This window comes from Salmonella sp. SJTUF15581, assembly GCF_043356775.1.
Taxonomy (GTDB): Bacteria; Pseudomonadota; Gammaproteobacteria; order Enterobacterales; family Enterobacteriaceae; genus Salmonella; species Salmonella enterica.
Genome location: NZ_JBEUJY010000001.1, coordinates 622,985 through 637,944 on the forward strand (window position 1 = coordinate 622,985; position 14,960 = coordinate 637,944).

The 14,960-nt window shown below is 52.0% G+C and carries 16 protein-coding genes and 1 pseudogene; 10 read left to right on the top strand and 7 right to left on the bottom strand.

Features of this window, described 5'->3' with window-relative positions:
- Positions 1–27: 27 nt before the first annotated feature.
- The gene (locus tag ABVN36_RS02935; protein ID WP_020839585.1) at positions 28–999 is read right to left on the bottom strand and encodes a DUF4424 family protein; all 972 of its coding nucleotides are present in this window, start codon (positions 997–999) and stop codon (positions 28–30) included.
- Between the two features lie 141 nt (positions 1,000–1,140).
- Between ABVN36_RS02935 and ABVN36_RS02940 the strand changes: the two genes are divergently transcribed.
- Together ABVN36_RS02940 and ABVN36_RS02945 are read left to right on the top strand one after the other, a co-directional pair.
- Positions 1,141–2,163, top strand: a complete 1,023-nt coding sequence (locus ABVN36_RS02940) for a DUF4431 domain-containing protein (RefSeq protein ID WP_231923113.1) — start codon at positions 1,141–1,143, stop codon at positions 2,161–2,163.
- Positions 2,164–2,505, top strand: coding sequence for a hypothetical protein (locus ABVN36_RS02945; RefSeq protein ID WP_001230267.1), 342 nt, complete (start codon positions 2,164–2,166; stop codon positions 2,503–2,505).
- Positions 2,506–2,519: 14 nt separating this feature from the next.
- Here ABVN36_RS02945 and ABVN36_RS02950 read toward each other — a convergent pair whose 3' ends face one another.
- Positions 2,520–3,452, bottom strand: a complete 933-nt coding sequence (locus ABVN36_RS02950) for a DUF4424 family protein (RefSeq protein WP_023138989.1) — start codon at positions 3,450–3,452, stop codon at positions 2,520–2,522.
- A gap of 74 nt (positions 3,453–3,526) precedes the next feature.
- On the opposite strand from ABVN36_RS02950, the gene ABVN36_RS02955 reads away from it, so the two are divergent.
- Positions 3,527–4,660, top strand: a complete 1,134-nt coding sequence (locus tag ABVN36_RS02955) for a DUF4431 domain-containing protein (RefSeq protein ID WP_023138988.1) — start codon at positions 3,527–3,529, stop codon at positions 4,658–4,660.
- Between the two features lie 88 nt (positions 4,661–4,748).
- Positions 4,749–4,841: pseudogene (locus ABVN36_RS02960) on the top strand (hypothetical protein); the annotation flags it as partial.
- A 39-nt stretch (positions 4,842–4,880) separates the two neighbouring features.
- On the opposite strand, the gene ABVN36_RS02965 reads toward ABVN36_RS02960, so the two are convergent.
- Together ABVN36_RS02965 and ABVN36_RS02970 are read right to left on the bottom strand one after the other, a co-directional pair.
- Positions 4,881–5,345 carry a hypothetical protein gene (locus ABVN36_RS02965; RefSeq protein ID WP_023138987.1) on the bottom strand — a complete coding sequence of 155 codons (465 nt, stop codon included), beginning with the start codon at positions 5,343–5,345 and terminating at the stop codon, positions 4,881–4,883.
- Between the two features lie 409 nt (positions 5,346–5,754).
- Entirely contained in the window at positions 5,755–6,078 is a 324-nt protein-coding gene (locus ABVN36_RS02970) for a low molecular weight protein tyrosine phosphatase family protein (RefSeq protein WP_001101536.1), read from the bottom strand.
- A 270-nt stretch (positions 6,079–6,348) separates the two neighbouring features.
- Here ABVN36_RS02970 and yacL point away from each other — a divergent pair, with 270 nt between their 5' ends.
- From yacL to ABVN36_RS02995, 5 genes are all read left to right on the top strand, one after another.
- Positions 6,349–6,711, top strand: coding sequence for a protein YacL (yacL, locus tag ABVN36_RS02975; protein ID WP_000384308.1), 363 nt, complete (start codon positions 6,349–6,351; stop codon positions 6,709–6,711).
- Between the two features lie 234 nt (positions 6,712–6,945).
- Entirely contained in the window at positions 6,946–7,899 is a 954-nt protein-coding gene (locus ABVN36_RS02980) for a 2-keto-3-deoxygluconate permease 1 (protein WP_001022089.1), read from the top strand.
- Positions 7,896–9,167: a D-threonate kinase gene (locus ABVN36_RS02985; RefSeq protein WP_023138986.1), complete on the top strand. Its 1,272-nt coding sequence runs from the start codon at positions 7,896–7,898 to the stop codon at positions 9,165–9,167. Before ABVN36_RS02980 ends, ABVN36_RS02985 begins: the two co-directional genes overlap by 4 nt.
- A complete protein-coding gene (locus ABVN36_RS02990; RefSeq protein ID WP_000448749.1) occupies positions 9,157–10,140 on the top strand; it encodes a D-threonate 4-phosphate dehydrogenase in 984 nt (327 codons plus the stop codon). Before ABVN36_RS02985 ends, ABVN36_RS02990 begins: the two co-directional genes overlap by 11 nt.
- A 9-nt stretch (positions 10,141–10,149) precedes the next feature.
- Positions 10,150–10,917, top strand: coding sequence for a DeoR/GlpR family DNA-binding transcription regulator (locus ABVN36_RS02995; protein ID WP_000678254.1), 768 nt, complete (start codon positions 10,150–10,152; stop codon positions 10,915–10,917).
- Positions 10,918–10,946: 29 nt separating this feature from the next.
- On the opposite strand, the gene speD is transcribed toward ABVN36_RS02995, so the two are convergent.
- From speD to ABVN36_RS03010, 3 genes are all read right to left on the bottom strand, one after another.
- Positions 10,947–11,741 carry an adenosylmethionine decarboxylase gene (speD, locus tag ABVN36_RS03000; protein ID WP_000734293.1) on the bottom strand — a complete coding sequence of 265 codons (795 nt, stop codon included), beginning with the start codon at positions 11,739–11,741 and terminating at the stop codon, positions 10,947–10,949.
- Between the two features lie 20 nt (positions 11,742–11,761).
- Positions 11,762–12,622, bottom strand: a complete 861-nt coding sequence (gene speE / locus ABVN36_RS03005) for a polyamine aminopropyltransferase (protein WP_000829968.1) — start codon at positions 12,620–12,622, stop codon at positions 11,762–11,764.
- A 106-nt stretch (positions 12,623–12,728) separates the two neighbouring features.
- Positions 12,729–13,076, bottom strand: coding sequence for a YacC family pilotin-like protein (locus ABVN36_RS03010; protein ID WP_000846613.1), 348 nt, complete (start codon positions 13,074–13,076; stop codon positions 12,729–12,731).
- A gap of 201 nt (positions 13,077–13,277) precedes the next feature.
- Between ABVN36_RS03010 and cueO the strand changes: the two genes are divergently transcribed.
- A complete protein-coding gene (gene cueO, locus ABVN36_RS03015) occupies positions 13,278–14,888 on the top strand; it encodes a multicopper oxidase CueO (protein ID WP_023138985.1) in 1,611 nt (536 codons plus the stop codon).
- Positions 14,889–14,960 lie beyond the last annotated feature (72 nt).

Below are 14,960 nucleotides of genomic sequence, written 5' to 3' on the forward strand. Positions count from 1 at the left end.
GACTGGCCCGGATTTCCGGGCCAGTTTTTACAGCGAAGAATCGTAATAAAAATGGATATCCAGGTTTTCATCGGGCTTGAAGTTTTTTTGTTTAAACTCCAGGGTCAACGGATCAATTTGTTTTAGCGGGTAATTAAAGCAGGGGACAACCACTTCAGTCTCATCCTTCTTATGAATGCGCAAGGTAAAGTCGCCAATGACACCCTCTTTCCAGTTAGCGCCAGTTTTCAGAATATAGCCCAGATAGCCCCAGCCGATATTCGCGCTACCGTCTTCGTTTTTATATTTTATTCCTGCATCCAGCTGTTTTAACGCCTTGCGAGTGGCGGCGGTCAGGCATTGATCGCCGAGCTCATCACCAAGAAGACTGTCAAGGCTGTCAGGCACGCCGGTGGATTTACTGGGCGTGTATGAGTGGTGAATAACGATCTCCTTGCCCGCCGGAAAACGTTGTTGCCAGATAAAATATTGTTGAACGGCAATATTCAGATAGCCGTCATCAAACCACTCTGACGGTAATTGCTGTTTTCCCTCTTTATATCCTTCTTCAATAGAGGCTTTGCCCTCGCGATTGAGGACATGGCGTAGCTGTGGGATCGTCCAGCCGGTTTGCAGTAGTTTCGCCGTAATGTCTTCTTCACCTTTACCGCCTAAGTCATGGATGACTCGCCAGCGGGACTCGCTTTTAACCGGTTTACCGTCCACGCTGATCTTAAAGTTGGCAATACCTTCTGTGCGATCTCCCATATATTGTTGGGAAATAGCCGGCATCGGAAAGGCTACCGGAACGGTAATATCCTGCGCCGAATGATTAATAAATACATAATCGACATTGATACGATCGCTGGCAATCAACAATCGCTCTTTCGCCATGCTGATCTCATTTTGTTGCAGAAATTCAATGGAACCATTGGTTTCCCCGACCGCCGAGTCGTTTGCATAAGCATGGTAACTGGTAATAAAACACAGGAGTACGCTCAGCCATTTAAAATATGTCATACCGGTGCATTCCATGTCCGAAACATAATCATTATCATAATCCGGTGAGTGCCGTTTTTCGAGGGAAGAAAAATGCGGTATTATTTATTTTTATTATTATTAATAATTTGCCAAAATACATTTGCCGAAGAAATAAAACCATTGCCACAAGGTGATACCTGGCGCAAATATATTGCCCTGTCGCTGCGCGATGAAGAAGGGCTTGAGGATGGGCTGTTTAACCTGCGGCGGATTGAAGCAAACAGTAGCATTGCTTACGTTTGTGGCTTAATAAAAGACAAAAACGATAATTTTCTGACGGATGGGCAAAATCAATATCATCTTTATGACCGCGTGATGGCGATAGGTTATCGCTGGAGTTGGGGCAGCGTTGTGCACTTTGATAAAACCATTGCTTCGCCGCAGGATGTTCACTGCCATTATGGTAAAAACGTACCGTTAACGTCTGCGCTCTTACGTGAGCAGGTCGCCGCGCAAGGGCGCAAAAATATTTGCCAGCCGGTAAAAGCCAGCGACCCGCTGCGAAGCGATATTCTGAACGGCCTGCGCGCCAGTTATATTGGCGACAGCAATAGCTTAACCCTTAACGGCCCGCTGCCGACGGTAAAATTTATCGTCGAAGACCTTTGCGCCACGGAAGATTATGCTTACTTTTTGGGTAAGGCGACGGGAGATAAAACGAGTTTTTTTATCCATGATGACGCCAATAATCGGCTTCGCGTCGTGTTGAAAAAATCCCCGGATGGCGTGTGGCGCCCGCAGCCGGAAAACAACCTGCTGACACAACAATCTAAAGTGAGCGGCGGGTACTATAGCGATGGCACGCTGCGAGAAACCGATTTAGCGCAACTGGCGCAGGCGTGCAGGGTGGAGGGAGACACCGTTAACCTCACCGGCACGCTTCGCCAGCAGGGTGACGGCGAGTCCGCTTACTGGACCCTGACCCCGGATAGCCCCCTTACCTGCGTGCGCGATGCCAATAAGCAGCAGCCTGGCTGGAACCAGACGATGCAACTGGTGCTAACCCCACAAGAGCGGGAATCGCTCAACAATTTGGTCGGTAAAAAAGTCAGCGTCGGCGGCGATATTTTTCTGGCGCTGAGCGCCTCGCATCATACGCCGCTGTTACTGGATAATATTTTTCGCTTAACGGAAATAAAGTGAATGAGAAAGCTATGGGTTATAGGAATGCTATTGATGCTATGCGGCAACGCTGATGCGGCGGCTAAATTACAGTATTTACACGTTACTAACGGTGGGATGATGGCATTTTACGATGACGGTAACGCAAAAATGTGCGCGCGCTGCGAACCGATGGTGCAGAATCTCAAATCAATGAATAACAAGGCGCCTTATGCCCGTTGGAAACAAATGGGGGATGTCATAAAACTGAAGTCGCCAAATGGCGAGAGTGATTATGAATTTTACCAGCAGGGTGAAATTCTTTCTACCTGGTGGATTTTTAATTATAAGACGCTTCACGCGCTCGTGGATTTGAGTGAGTAAAGCGTTTTATGCCATCATTCGTACATGGACGATAAAGAATAAAACGTCACTGCCAGATTTTCCGCAGGCCGGAAATTTTTCTGCTTAAATTCCAGCGTAGTGGCGTTAATCCGCGTCAGCGGCGGCTGAAAGCAGGTGGTTATCGCATCGCCGTGAAGGCGCAGCGTAAACTCGCCGATGTCTCCCTCTTTCCACGCGGGATCACCGGTTAGCACCACATCCATCCGGTTTTGCCCCAAAGCGCCTGCCGGGCCTTGCTTCGTCATTAACTGATCCAGCGCCTGCTGTATTTGCTGGCGGTTTTCCGCCGTCGGGCAGGTGTTGTCATTGTCCAGTTCATCCGTTGACATTAGCGCGCTGAGTGACACGCTCGGGGTATAAACCTGGTGGATAGTCACCGCTTTCCCCGCCGGAAAGGTCTGCTGCCAGATGAAGTTGCGCTGGATAGTAAACTGCGGCTGATTATCCTTAAACCATTCCGGCGGCAGCGCCGGGAGATCCGCCGGAGGCGAAAATTCACCGTCGCTTAGCGCGGCGATCAGTTGCTTCACCGTCCAGCCAGCCTGCTGAAGTTTATCGGTGATCTCTTCCTGCGGAGCATTCAGTACTACAGTCCAGCGTGGTTGCGGGGTCACGATCTGACCATCGACGCGGATTTTAATGTTGCGGATGCCGGGGATGTAATCTTCGCCGGCTTCGTTAACGTCGCTAAATGACAGCGGCGGCATGGGGAAAACGACAGGAACGGTAATATCCTGCGTGGTCGGATTCACAAACAAATAATCGGCATTAATCCGATCGCGTTCAATTAACAGACGCTCTTTCGCTAGTTGAATATCGCTCTGTGCCAGTAAATGCAATGAACTATTCGCCACGGCCTCATTGGCTTGCGCCGGATAAGGCAATACTGCCAGCAATAACGGGAAACCGAACGCGATATTTTTCATGAGCAAATGATTACTGATAATAACGCAAAGCGCTATTATGGCACCCTCAATGCAATTTTTCGACGGTCACGTTCATGCGTTATTTTTTATTGGTGTTGATGATGATTTGTTGCAATTTATATGCATCAGATATGTTCCCGCTGAAGCCTGATGAAAATCCACGCGGCGCTATTGCATTAACGCTACGCGAGGAGGTTGGGCTATTAAACGCCCGCTTCGATATCAAGCGGATTGAAATCAACGAGACGAGCGAACTGGCCTATTTTTGCGGCCTGCTAAAAGATACTGACGGTCAGTATATTAAAGATGAAGATGATAAATATTATCTCTTCGATCGTATTCTGCTGGACAGCGGTACCGAAGGGTGGGTGAGTACGGTTTACCTGGATGAAGAGTTTAGCGCGCCGGAGCAAGCAAAGTGCCACTTTGCCGGGAATGTTGACCTGAAGTCACAGGAATTACGCGCGCTGGTGAAACAGTACGGGCGCATCGCAGCTTGCCTGCCGGTAGAAAAAGGCGATCCGTTGCGCACGCAACTGCTTGACGCGGTACGTGAAAACTACGTTGGCGATCTTAATCGTAAAACAACGCTGAATAATACGCCTGTGCCATCCTTCGTGGTGACGCAGCTATGCGCGGCGCAAAAATATGCCTATTTTTGTGGCGAACCTGCCAATGCCGATGCTGACTGGTATAGTCAGGATAGTAAAAAGCTGGATGTGGTATTGCAGAAAGACGCTAATAACACATGGTGGTTGCCCGTTCCTCAATTTCAGGGCATTAGTCGCCAAAGCTCACTGGCCTGGTGTAACCACAGCACCGACATTTTGCCAGTCAAAACGGTTGAAGAAATGGCGAAAAAACGGCAACAGCGCTGCGTGCGGGAAGGCGATACCGTGTCATTGCGCGGAATACTGGCAGAGCAAAAAAGCGGCGCGCAGCGTTATTGGGTGGTTAAACTCGAAGAACCGTTAACCTGCGTCCAGGATGCCGACATGCGGACAGCCGACTGGAATGGGCAAGTGCAACTCTTGTTGAGCGATGAGATTATAGAAAGAGTTAAAGTACAGTACGGCGACGATTTGTTAAACCAAGAAATTGTTGTCACAGGTGATGTTTTACTGGCATTAAGTTCAGATCACCACACGCCACTGGTACTGGAGAATATTGTGAAACTCATGCCCGTGATGGAGGGGCCGGGCTGGTGATGTGAGACTCCCCATTTTTAATGACTGCGCTCTTCCGGCGCATAATAAAAGGTCATCGACAGATCGTTTTCCGGCTTCTGCGGAGCTGGCGGCGGTGGATACCTACCGTTACCTGAACTTCGACCAGCTCTCTCAGTACACTGAGAAAGCGGACGGCGTGATTTTCCAGACGGCGGTGTAACAGAGACGGGCCCGGATTTCCGGGCCCGAATGGCGCTTCTTATTTATTATTACGCTTCACTTCCCGTAGCCCCGGCAAATACGTAATTACCCCGCCCATTATTGTCCCGGCTACAATCGCTGGAATAAGCATAATCAATACTTCACCATATATTAATGGCAGTATGCTTATGTCAAAATCATATCGCGCAAAATTAAACAGCGTCGTGATCAGACCACCTGCAATGGCGCAAAGGATCATCCTGTTAATTATTTTTTGATATAATTTCAGGGGTATCAGCGCGCAGGCGACACCGGTTAACCATGCGGGGAGGAGACTGTATATCCAGCCGGTAATAATCACTAATTCTGGTATTGTTCTGCAGAAATAGAACAAAAATGAGTCTGGTCCGCCAATAATGGCGGGTAAAAAGTTTATGATACCTATCGCGATGGCTGCGCCTATTAACGGCCCAAGCAGAATAAACCAACCGCTATGATAAATTATTCGTCGAAATACAGACATAATGTATCCTTCCTGAATTTTCCTTCAACCGTCTGACAAAAAATACAACTCACTACGGCTTCTCTGCTGATATCGCCCATTGCTGGAGCTCAGTTGAAAAGCGCTTATCAAGTAGCCAACAATTTCATGACAACGACCCGGATGATAAGGAAGCGTCTGAAAGACTAGCAGGCGTCGGCGTGGGCAGGGTATTGATGATTTCTGAAAAAACGCCAGAGGGACACCGGGCTGGTAATGCTATAACTGGATGAGGGGCAGCCATTTTTAATGCCTGCGCTCTTCCGGCACATAATAAAAGTTCATCTAAACGGCGCGCTGCCTGATGTGAAATTTGTCGTCGAGTTTTCGCTTAACGAAGATTAAGTGAATGTAAGCGTGATGGATGATGGACATTTCCTTGCGGCAACGCCTATATCCCCAGCACTTCCGGCACCAGCTCTTCCAGTTGCCTGACCAGCTCAGGGTCCATATAGCGGTAGTCATCGGGGATATCGAGTACGTGCAGGGGCTTATTTTCAATAATACGACGATATTCAGCCATCAACCGGTCTTTATGTTTCTGCTCCATAACGCAGATAACGTCAGCCCACTGAAGTAACCCGCACGACACGCTTTTTTTAGCGTTGCGGCTGGTGCCGGCGGAACGGACGCTAAGGCCGGGATAGCGGCGGAACACCTGCTCCGCCGTGGGGCTGCGCCATTGATTACGGCTGCATATGAAAAGCACATTCATTAAATAAATACTCTTCCAGATCGCGCTTCGCTAACGGCGAGTTTGTCAGTCGTGGAGACTCAATACCCCACGGTGCGGCACGTAGCACTTTGTCGGAGCGCGTGTAGATATATTGAAGCGCTAGAGTGACTTTCTGTATGAATAATAAACCGTTTTGGCATTTTTATTTTATCTTTTGTGCGCCCCGCTGTTTTTCTTTCACCGTGCTGCGATAATTACCTCAAGGCGCAATGCGGTATTGGCGCATTGCCAGGGCAGAGGAAAACAATTATGGATTACGAATTTCTGCGCGACGTTACCGGAGGGGTAAAAGTACGAATGTCGATGGGCCACGAGGTGGTCGGTCACTGGTTTAATGAAGAGGTTAAAGACAATCTCTCGCTACTGGATGAAGTAGAACAAGCCGCGCGTACGGTCAAAGGCAGCGAACGCTCCTGGCAACGAGCAGGGCATGAATACACGATCTGGATGGACGGCGAAGAAGTGATGATTCGCGCCAATCAGCTGGATTTTTCCGGCGATGAGATGGAAGAGGGGATGAGTTATTACGATGAAGAGAGTTTATCCCTGTGCGGCATGGAGGATTTTCTGCGGGTCGTCGCCGCGTATCGGGAATTCGTCAGTAAAGCCTGACCCTCTCTTCGTTATTGTCCCGCAACGCCAGTCGATGGACAGTTGGGGGCGGTAGTGGAAACGAAATCACCACACATTCCAGCCGGGAGTATCCCGGCTTTTTTATTGCAGAATGATTTTTTGATTTTTATTAATCATTTTAAAACTGTGATCTGACGCGTTTGTGATCTTAATTTGATTGAATATAATCGTTATGATTTTATTCAATCACAACAAGCAACAGGCGGTAAGACCATGAACATCAAAAAAGCAATAGAGCGCGTACCCGGCGGCATGATGGTCGTACCGCTCGTTATTGGCGCAGTCATTAACACCTTCGCCCCGCAGGCGCTTGAGATTGGCGGTTTTACCACCGCCTTATTTAAAAACGGCGCGGCGCCGCTGATTGGCGCTTTTCTGCTGTGTATGGGAGCCGGTATCAGTGTGAAAGCCGCGCCCCAGGCGTTATTGCAGGGCGGGACGATTACGCTCACTAAGTTGCTTGTCGCCATCGGCATTGGCCTGGGCGTGGAGCATCTTTTCGGCGCGGAGGGTATTTTTGGCCTGAGCGGCGTGGCGATTATCGCGGCGATGAGCAATTCGAATGGCGGACTTTATGCTGCGCTGGTAGGCGAATTCGGCAATGAGCGCGACGTCGGCGCTATCTCTATTTTGTCTCTTAATGATGGCCCTTTCTTTACGATGATTGCGCTGGGCGCGGCAGGGATGGCGAACATTCCCATTATGGCGCTGGTGGCGGTGCTGGTTCCGCTAGTTGTCGGCATGATCCTCGGCAATCTTGATCCTCATATGCGCGATTTTTTGACCAAAGGCGGCCCGCTGCTCATTCCTTTCTTTGCTTTTGCGCTGGGGGCGGGCATCAACCTGGAAATGTTACTGCAAGGCGGACTTGCCGGAATTCTGCTCGGCGTGCTGACAACGTTCGTTGGCGGTTTCTTTAATATTCGCGCAGATCGTCTGGTTGGCGGAACTGGCATTGCCGGGGCGGCGGCCTCCAGTACCGCGGGTAATGCCGTTGCGACGCCGCTGGCTATTGCGCAGGCCGACCCTTCGCTCGCCGAGGTGGCCGCTGCTGCAGCTCCGCTGATTGCCGCCTCGGTGATCACCACGGCAATCCTGACGCCAGTGTTGACCTCCTGGGTTGCGAAAAAACAGGCGCGTCAGGCTTCTTTGGAGAAAAACGCATGAAAATGATGGTTATCGCCGATGATTTTACCGGATCGAATGATACCGGCGTCCAGTTGGCGAAGAAGGGGGCGAGAACGGAAGTCATGTTGAGCGCGTCGCAAAAACCGTCCCGCCGCGCCGATGTGTTAGTCATTAACACCGAAAGCCGGGCGATGCCCGCAGATCAGGCGGCATCTGCCGTTTATGCCGCGCTTTCCCCGTGGTGTGAGACATCGCCAGCGCCGCTGGTGTACAAAAAAATCGACTCCACATTTCGCGGCAATATCGGCGCCGAAGTGACGGCGGCCATGCGCGCCAGTCAGCGAAAACTGGCCGTTATCGCCGCCGCGATCCCTGCGGCCGGACGCACGACGCTTGAAGGAAAATGTCTGGTTAATGGCGTCCCGCTACTGGAAACCGAATTTGCCAGCGATCCGAAAACGCCCATTGTCTCTTCCCGCATTGCCGAGATAGTGGCGTTGCAAAGTGAGATCCCTGTGTATGAAGTCTTTTTGCAGGATGTCCGACGCGGTGGGTTAAGCGCCTTACTTACGGCTTATGCGGCTGAGGGCGAAGGGATTATCGTCGTGGATGCGGTGGAAGAGCGGGATCTGACGTTGATTGCGCAAGCGGCGTGCGAACAACCGTCGATGCCGCTGCTCGTCGGCGCAGCTGGTCTGGCGAATGCGTTGCCGGTTGAACTTTTTATGCAAGACCGGCAGCGGCTGCCGGTGCTGGTGGTGGCCGGTTCGATGAGCGAAGCCACGCGACGTCAGGTGGATAATGCGCTGTGCCGGGGACGTGCGGAGGTCGTGGATATTGATGCCGCGCGCATGGTGTCGGATAGCGCGGAACAGGAAATCGCGTCTGTCGTAGAGCAGGCCTGCGCGCTGTTAAGTCAGCATCGACATACGATTTTACGCACCAGCCGTCGCGCAGAAGATCGACAGTTAATCGACGCGCTGTGCGAAAAATCCGCGATGAGCCGTCAGCAATTGGGCGAGCGACTGAGCCAGCGGCTTGGCGTCGTCACGTTAAACATTATCGAGCAGGCGCGGATTGGCGGGCTGTTTCTGACCGGCGGCGATATCGCTACCGCCGTCGCCAGCGCGCTTGGCGCTGAAGGTTATCGCATTCAGAGCGAGGTGGCGCCCTGTATTCCCTGTGGAACGTTTGTAAACAGCGAAATTGACGATCTGCCGGTCATTACCAAAGCGGGCGGATTCGGTTCAGACAGTACGTTGTGTGACGCGCTTTATTATATTGAGGAGATGTATTGTGGAGACTAAAACCGTTGCCATTACCATGGGCGATCCAGCGGGCATTGGGCCGGAAATTATTGTTAAAGCGCTAAGCGAAGACGGTCTCAACGGCGCGCCGCTGGTGGTTATTGGATGCCTCGCAACGTTGAAACGTTTACAGGCGAAGGGCATCACGCCGAACGTCGAGTTACGGGCCATTGAACGGGTCGCCGAAGCGCGTTTTGCGCCCGGCATCATTCATGTGATTGATGAGCCGCTGGCGCAGCCGGAGGCGCTGGAGGCCGGGAAAGTTCAGGCGCAGGCGGGGGATTTAGCGTATCGCTGCGTGAAGCGCGCCACCGAGTTAGCGTTACGGGGCGACGTACAGGCTATCGCTACCGCGCCGCTGAATAAAGAGGCGCTGCACCTGGCAGGGCACAACTATCCGGGCCATACCGAGCTGCTCGCGACCCTGACCCATAGCCGCGATTACGCGATGGTACTTTACACCGATAAACTAAAAGTGATTCACGTTTCAACGCATATCGCGCTGCGTAAATTCCTTGATACGTTAAGTACCACGCGTGTCGAAACGGTGATTGGTATTGCTGATACTTTCCTCAAGCGTGTGGGTTACGTTAAACCGCGTATCGCCGTGGCAGGCGTGAATCCTCATGCGGGCGAGAATGGCCTGTTTGGCGATGAAGAGACGCGTATCCTGACGCCAGCCATTACCGATGCCCGCGCAAAAGGTATGGACGTTTATGGGCCGTGTCCGCCGGATACTGTATTTCTCCAGGCTTATGAGGGGCAGTATGATATGGTGGTGGCGATGTATCATGACCAGGGACATATCCCGTTGAAATTGCTTGGCTTTTATGATGGCGTGAATATCACCGCGGGGCTGCCGTTTATTCGGACCTCTGCCGATCATGGCACCGCATTTGATATCGCCTGGACGGGAAAAGCAAAATCTGAGAGCATGGCCGTATCGATCAAACTGGCAATGCAACTGGCATAATTCCCTGTTATGAAAGGACAACACCGTCTGGATCTCATTGTGGCGTATCTGAAAAACCATACGCTGGTTACGGTAGAACAGCTGGTTGAGGCGGTTGACGCATCGCCAGCCACTATCCGTCGCGATTTGATCAAGCTGGATGAGCAGGGCGTGATCAGCCGTAGTCATGGCGGCGTGGCGCTGCGGCGTTTTGAACCCGCCCAGCCCACCACCAATGAAAAACAACTGCGATCGCCCGCTGAAAAACGGGCGATCGCACGCGTTGCCGCATCGCTGGTCAATGCTGGCGATGCCGTCGTGCTGGATGCCGGTACGACAATGATGGAGCTGGCGAAATGCTTAACCCATCTTCCGCTGCGGGTCATCACCGTCGATCTGCATATTGCGCTGTTTTTAGCTGAGTTCCGGCAAATTGAAGTGACGATTGTCGGCGGTCGTATCGATGACAGCAGTCAGTCCTGTATCGGTGAGCATGGGCGTAAGCTGTTGCGCAGCGTGTATCCGAACATCGCGTTTATGAGCTGTAATTCATGGGGGGTAAAAACGGGCGTGACGACCCCAACGGAAGATAAGGCCGGGCTTAAACAGGAGATTATTGCTAATGCGCAGCGCAAAGTGTTGCTGGCGGACAGCAGTAAGTATGGCGCGCATTCGCTCTTTAATGTGGTGCCGCTTGAGCGCTTTAATGACGTGATTACCGACGTCAATCTGCCGCCGTCAGCGCAGGTTGAACTGAAAGGGCGCGCTTTTGCGCTAACGCTGGTGCAGCCGGAGTGACAGCGCCGTCAGGCGCTGCCAGTGGTGAATCAGACCGCAGAAATATTGCGGCCGTAGTAAATCTCGCGCATCTCTTTCCACAGCGCGGCGGTGATCTCCTGGCGTTCGGTTTCAGTGAGATCTTCCGGTTTGGTGTGAAACATGTAGTGCTTAAGATCGAACTCTTTAAGCAGCATCTTGGTATGGAAAATATTTTCCTGATACACGTTTACATCCACCATGTCATACAGCGACTTCATATCTTCCGACATAAAATTCTGAATAGAATTAATCTCATGATCGATAAAGTGCTTCATACCGTTGACGTCGCGCGTAAAGCCGCGCACGCGGTAATCGATGGTGACAATATCGGACTCTAGCTGGTGGATCAGGTAATTGAGCGCTTTTAGCGGTGAAATCACCCCGCAGGTTGACACTTCGATGTCGGCGCGAAAGGTGCATAGCCCGCCTTCCGGATGGCTCTCCGGATAGGTATGCACACAGATATGGCTCTTATCGAGGTGCGCCACCACGGTTTCCGGCAGCGGGCCGGGATGTTCGGTTTGATCGATAAGTTTCGGGTCGACTGGCTCTTCGCTCACCAGAATCGTGACGCTGGCGCCCTGGGGTTCATAATCCTGACGGGCGATGTTCAGGATGTTCGCGCCGATAATGGAGCATGTCTCTGACAGGATCTCGGTCAGTCGGTTGGCGTTATAGAGTTCATCGATATAGGCGATATAGCCATCGCGCTCTTCTGCGGTTTTGGCGTAGCAGATATCGTAAATACAAAAACTCAGGCTTTTCGTCAGATTGTTAAAGCCATGCAGTTTCAGCTTTTTCAATTTTTATCACCTCCTTAACATCACTGTGCGGACAGTGCGTCATGTAGATATTGCGGTAGCGCAAATGCAGCGGCATGAATAGCCGGGTTGTAATAGCGACATTTGAGGCCGGCGGCATGAAAACGCGCCTGAATAATTTCGCTCGACAGGTGACGAAGAGCGTCGTTGTCCGTCGCCCAGGCGAAGGTCATAATGCCGCCGTAATAGGTCGGAATCGCCGCCTGGTAGAAGCCGACATCGCTGAAGTAATGACTCAGCTTGCGGTGGCTGTCGAGCGCTTCATCCTGTTGCAGAAAGCACACGCCGTTCTGGGCGACAAAAATGCCGCCCGGATTCAGGCAACGCTTACAGCCTTCATAAAAGGCGGAGGTAAACAGGCTTTCGCCGGGGCCTATCGGATCGGTACAGTCGGAAATGATCACATCAAAGGTCTGATGGGTCTGATTGACGAAATTCACGCCGTCGTCGATCACCAGCGTAAAGCGCGGATCGTCGTAGCTGCCGGCATTGTGGTTGGGTAAATACTGGCGGCAAAACGAGACTACGCCAGCATCGATCTCTACCATGGTGATGGTTTCGACATTTTTATGCCGGGTAACTTCACGTAGCATTGCGCCGTCGCCGCCGCCGATAATCAGAACGTGTTTCGCATGACCGTGCGCCAGCAGCGGGACGTGGGTCATCATTTCATGATAAATAAACTCGTCGCGTTCGGTGGTCTGTACCACGCCGTCCAGCGCCATCACGCGGCCAAAAGCGGCGTTTTCAAAGATGATTAAATCCTGGTGATCGGTTTTTTCATGATACAGAACGTTGTCTACGGCAAAGTACTGACCAAACTGGTCGTGTAGCGTTTCATGCCACATCGTATTTTCGGCCATTGGCTGATACCTCCATTGTTAACACCCGTAAAAAAAGGGCGCAACATCATAGCTAACAATGACCGTGGATGCACGGTCATTATTTCAGCAATAGGATCGCGGAGGATTATTTAACGTAGGCTAACAGGCTCAGAGAATCGCGGGCCAGAGCTTTGCATTTTTTAGCGACCGGAATACCGATGCCGCTAAGATCGCGGTAGCTGTCTTCGCCCAACGATTTCATATCGAAGGTGTCGTAGTTACTCAGGTCCCACTGATTTTGCTGGGCAAAAAAGACCAGCGCACGGCGAATCTGACTGTTGGGTAAATTTTGGTAACCACAGTCATTTTTCAGAAAAACGAAAACCGCCGTTAAATCGGCCATATCTTCAGCTTCGGATTCAGTAAGCGCATAGCTATTTGCGCATAAGGCCATCAGGCTGCCAAACAACACGGGTCTGAAAAACGTCTTCATTGCTTCTACCACGGCATCAGGGAAAGTCAACGTTAGCATACTGAGAACGTAGCGACGACTTTTATTATTAGAATTGGCCGCGGCGTTTTCATTCTTATTGTATTGCTGTCAGGAATGGTAAAGACGTGTTGCTGGCTTGACCTTCCCGTTAGGGCAGGGTCTAAGCTTAGACACCCGCCTGTTCATTATAAGGAAATGATTATGTTACGCCGTGATTTCTTAAAATATTCAGTGGCGCTGGGGGTTGCATCAGCGCTGCCGCTGTGGAGCCGCGCCGCTTTTGCCGCCGAACGTCCCGCGTTGCCTATTCCTGACCTGTTAACGGCAGATGCGAGCAACCGTATGCAGTTAATTGTTAAAGCCGGACAGTCGACATTCGCCGGTAAGAACGCGACAACCTGGGGCTACAACGGTAATTTGCTGGGGCCAGCGGTACAGCTTCACAAAGGAAAAAGCGTGACCGTTGATATCCATAACCAACTGGCCGAAGACACGACGCTTCACTGGCATGGTCTGGAGATTCCGGGCATCGTCGACGGCGGTCCGCAGGGGATTATTCCCGCAGGCGGAACCCGCACGGTGACGTTTACGCCGGAGCAACGCGCCGCGACCTGCTGGATTCATCCGCACAAACACGGCAAAACCGGGCGCCAGGTGGCGATGGGCCTTGCCGGGCTGGTGCTGATTGAAGATGATGAGATTCGCAAATTGCGCCTGCCGAAACAGTGGGGCATCGACGATGTGCCGGTGATCATTCAGGACAAACGCTTCTCCGCCGATGGCCAGATTGATTATCAACTGGATATTATGACCGCCGCCGTCGGCTGGTTTGGCGATACGCTGCTGACCAATGGCGCTATCTATCCGCAGCATTCCGCGCCGAAAGGCTGGCTACGTCTGCGCTTGTTGAATGGCTGTAATGCGCGCTCGCTGAATATCGCCGCCAGCGATAATCGCCCGCTTTATGTGATCGCCAGCGACGGCGGCCTGCTGGCGGAGCCGGTGAAAGTCACCGAACTGCCGTTATTAATGGGCGAGCGTTTTGAAGTGCTGGTGGATATCAGCGACGGGAAAGCCTTTGATCTGGTGACCCTGCCGGTCAGCCAGATGGGAATGGCGATCGCTCCGTTTGATAAACCGCACCCGGTGATGCGTATCCAGCCGCTGCGGATTACCGCCTCCGGTACGCTGCCGGATACGTTGACGACGATGCCGGCGCTGCCGTCGCTGGAAGGGTTGACGGTGCGCAACCTGAAACTGTCGATGGACCCACGCCTTGATATGATGGGGATGCAAATGCTGATGAAGAAATATGGCGCTCAGGCGATGAGCGGCATGGATCATGACAGCATGAACGCGCATATGCAGGGCGGCAATATGGGGCATGGCGAGATGGATCATGGCAACATGGATCACAGCGGGATGAATCATGGCGCGATGGGCAATATGAATCACAGCGGAAAATTCGACTTCCATAACGCTAACTTTATCAACGGCCAGGTCTTCGATATGAACAAACCGATGTTCGCGGCGCAAAAAGGCCGACATGAACGTTGGGTCATTTCCGGCGTGGGCGACATGATGCTGCATCCTTTCCATATTCACGGCACGCAGTTCCGTATTCTGTCAGAGAACGGCAAAGCGCCAGCGGCGCACAGAACGGGCTGGAAGGATACGGTACGCGTTGAGGGTGGTATCAGCGAAGTGCTGGTCAAGTTCGATCACGACGCGCCGAAGGAACATGCCTATATGGCGCACTGTCATCTGTTAGAACATGAAGATACGGGAATGATGTTAGGATTTACGGTCTGACCGATGTCTGTGACGCAGGCCGGGTAAGGCGAAGCCGCCACCCGGCACAATGCCCGGCATACGCCGGGCATT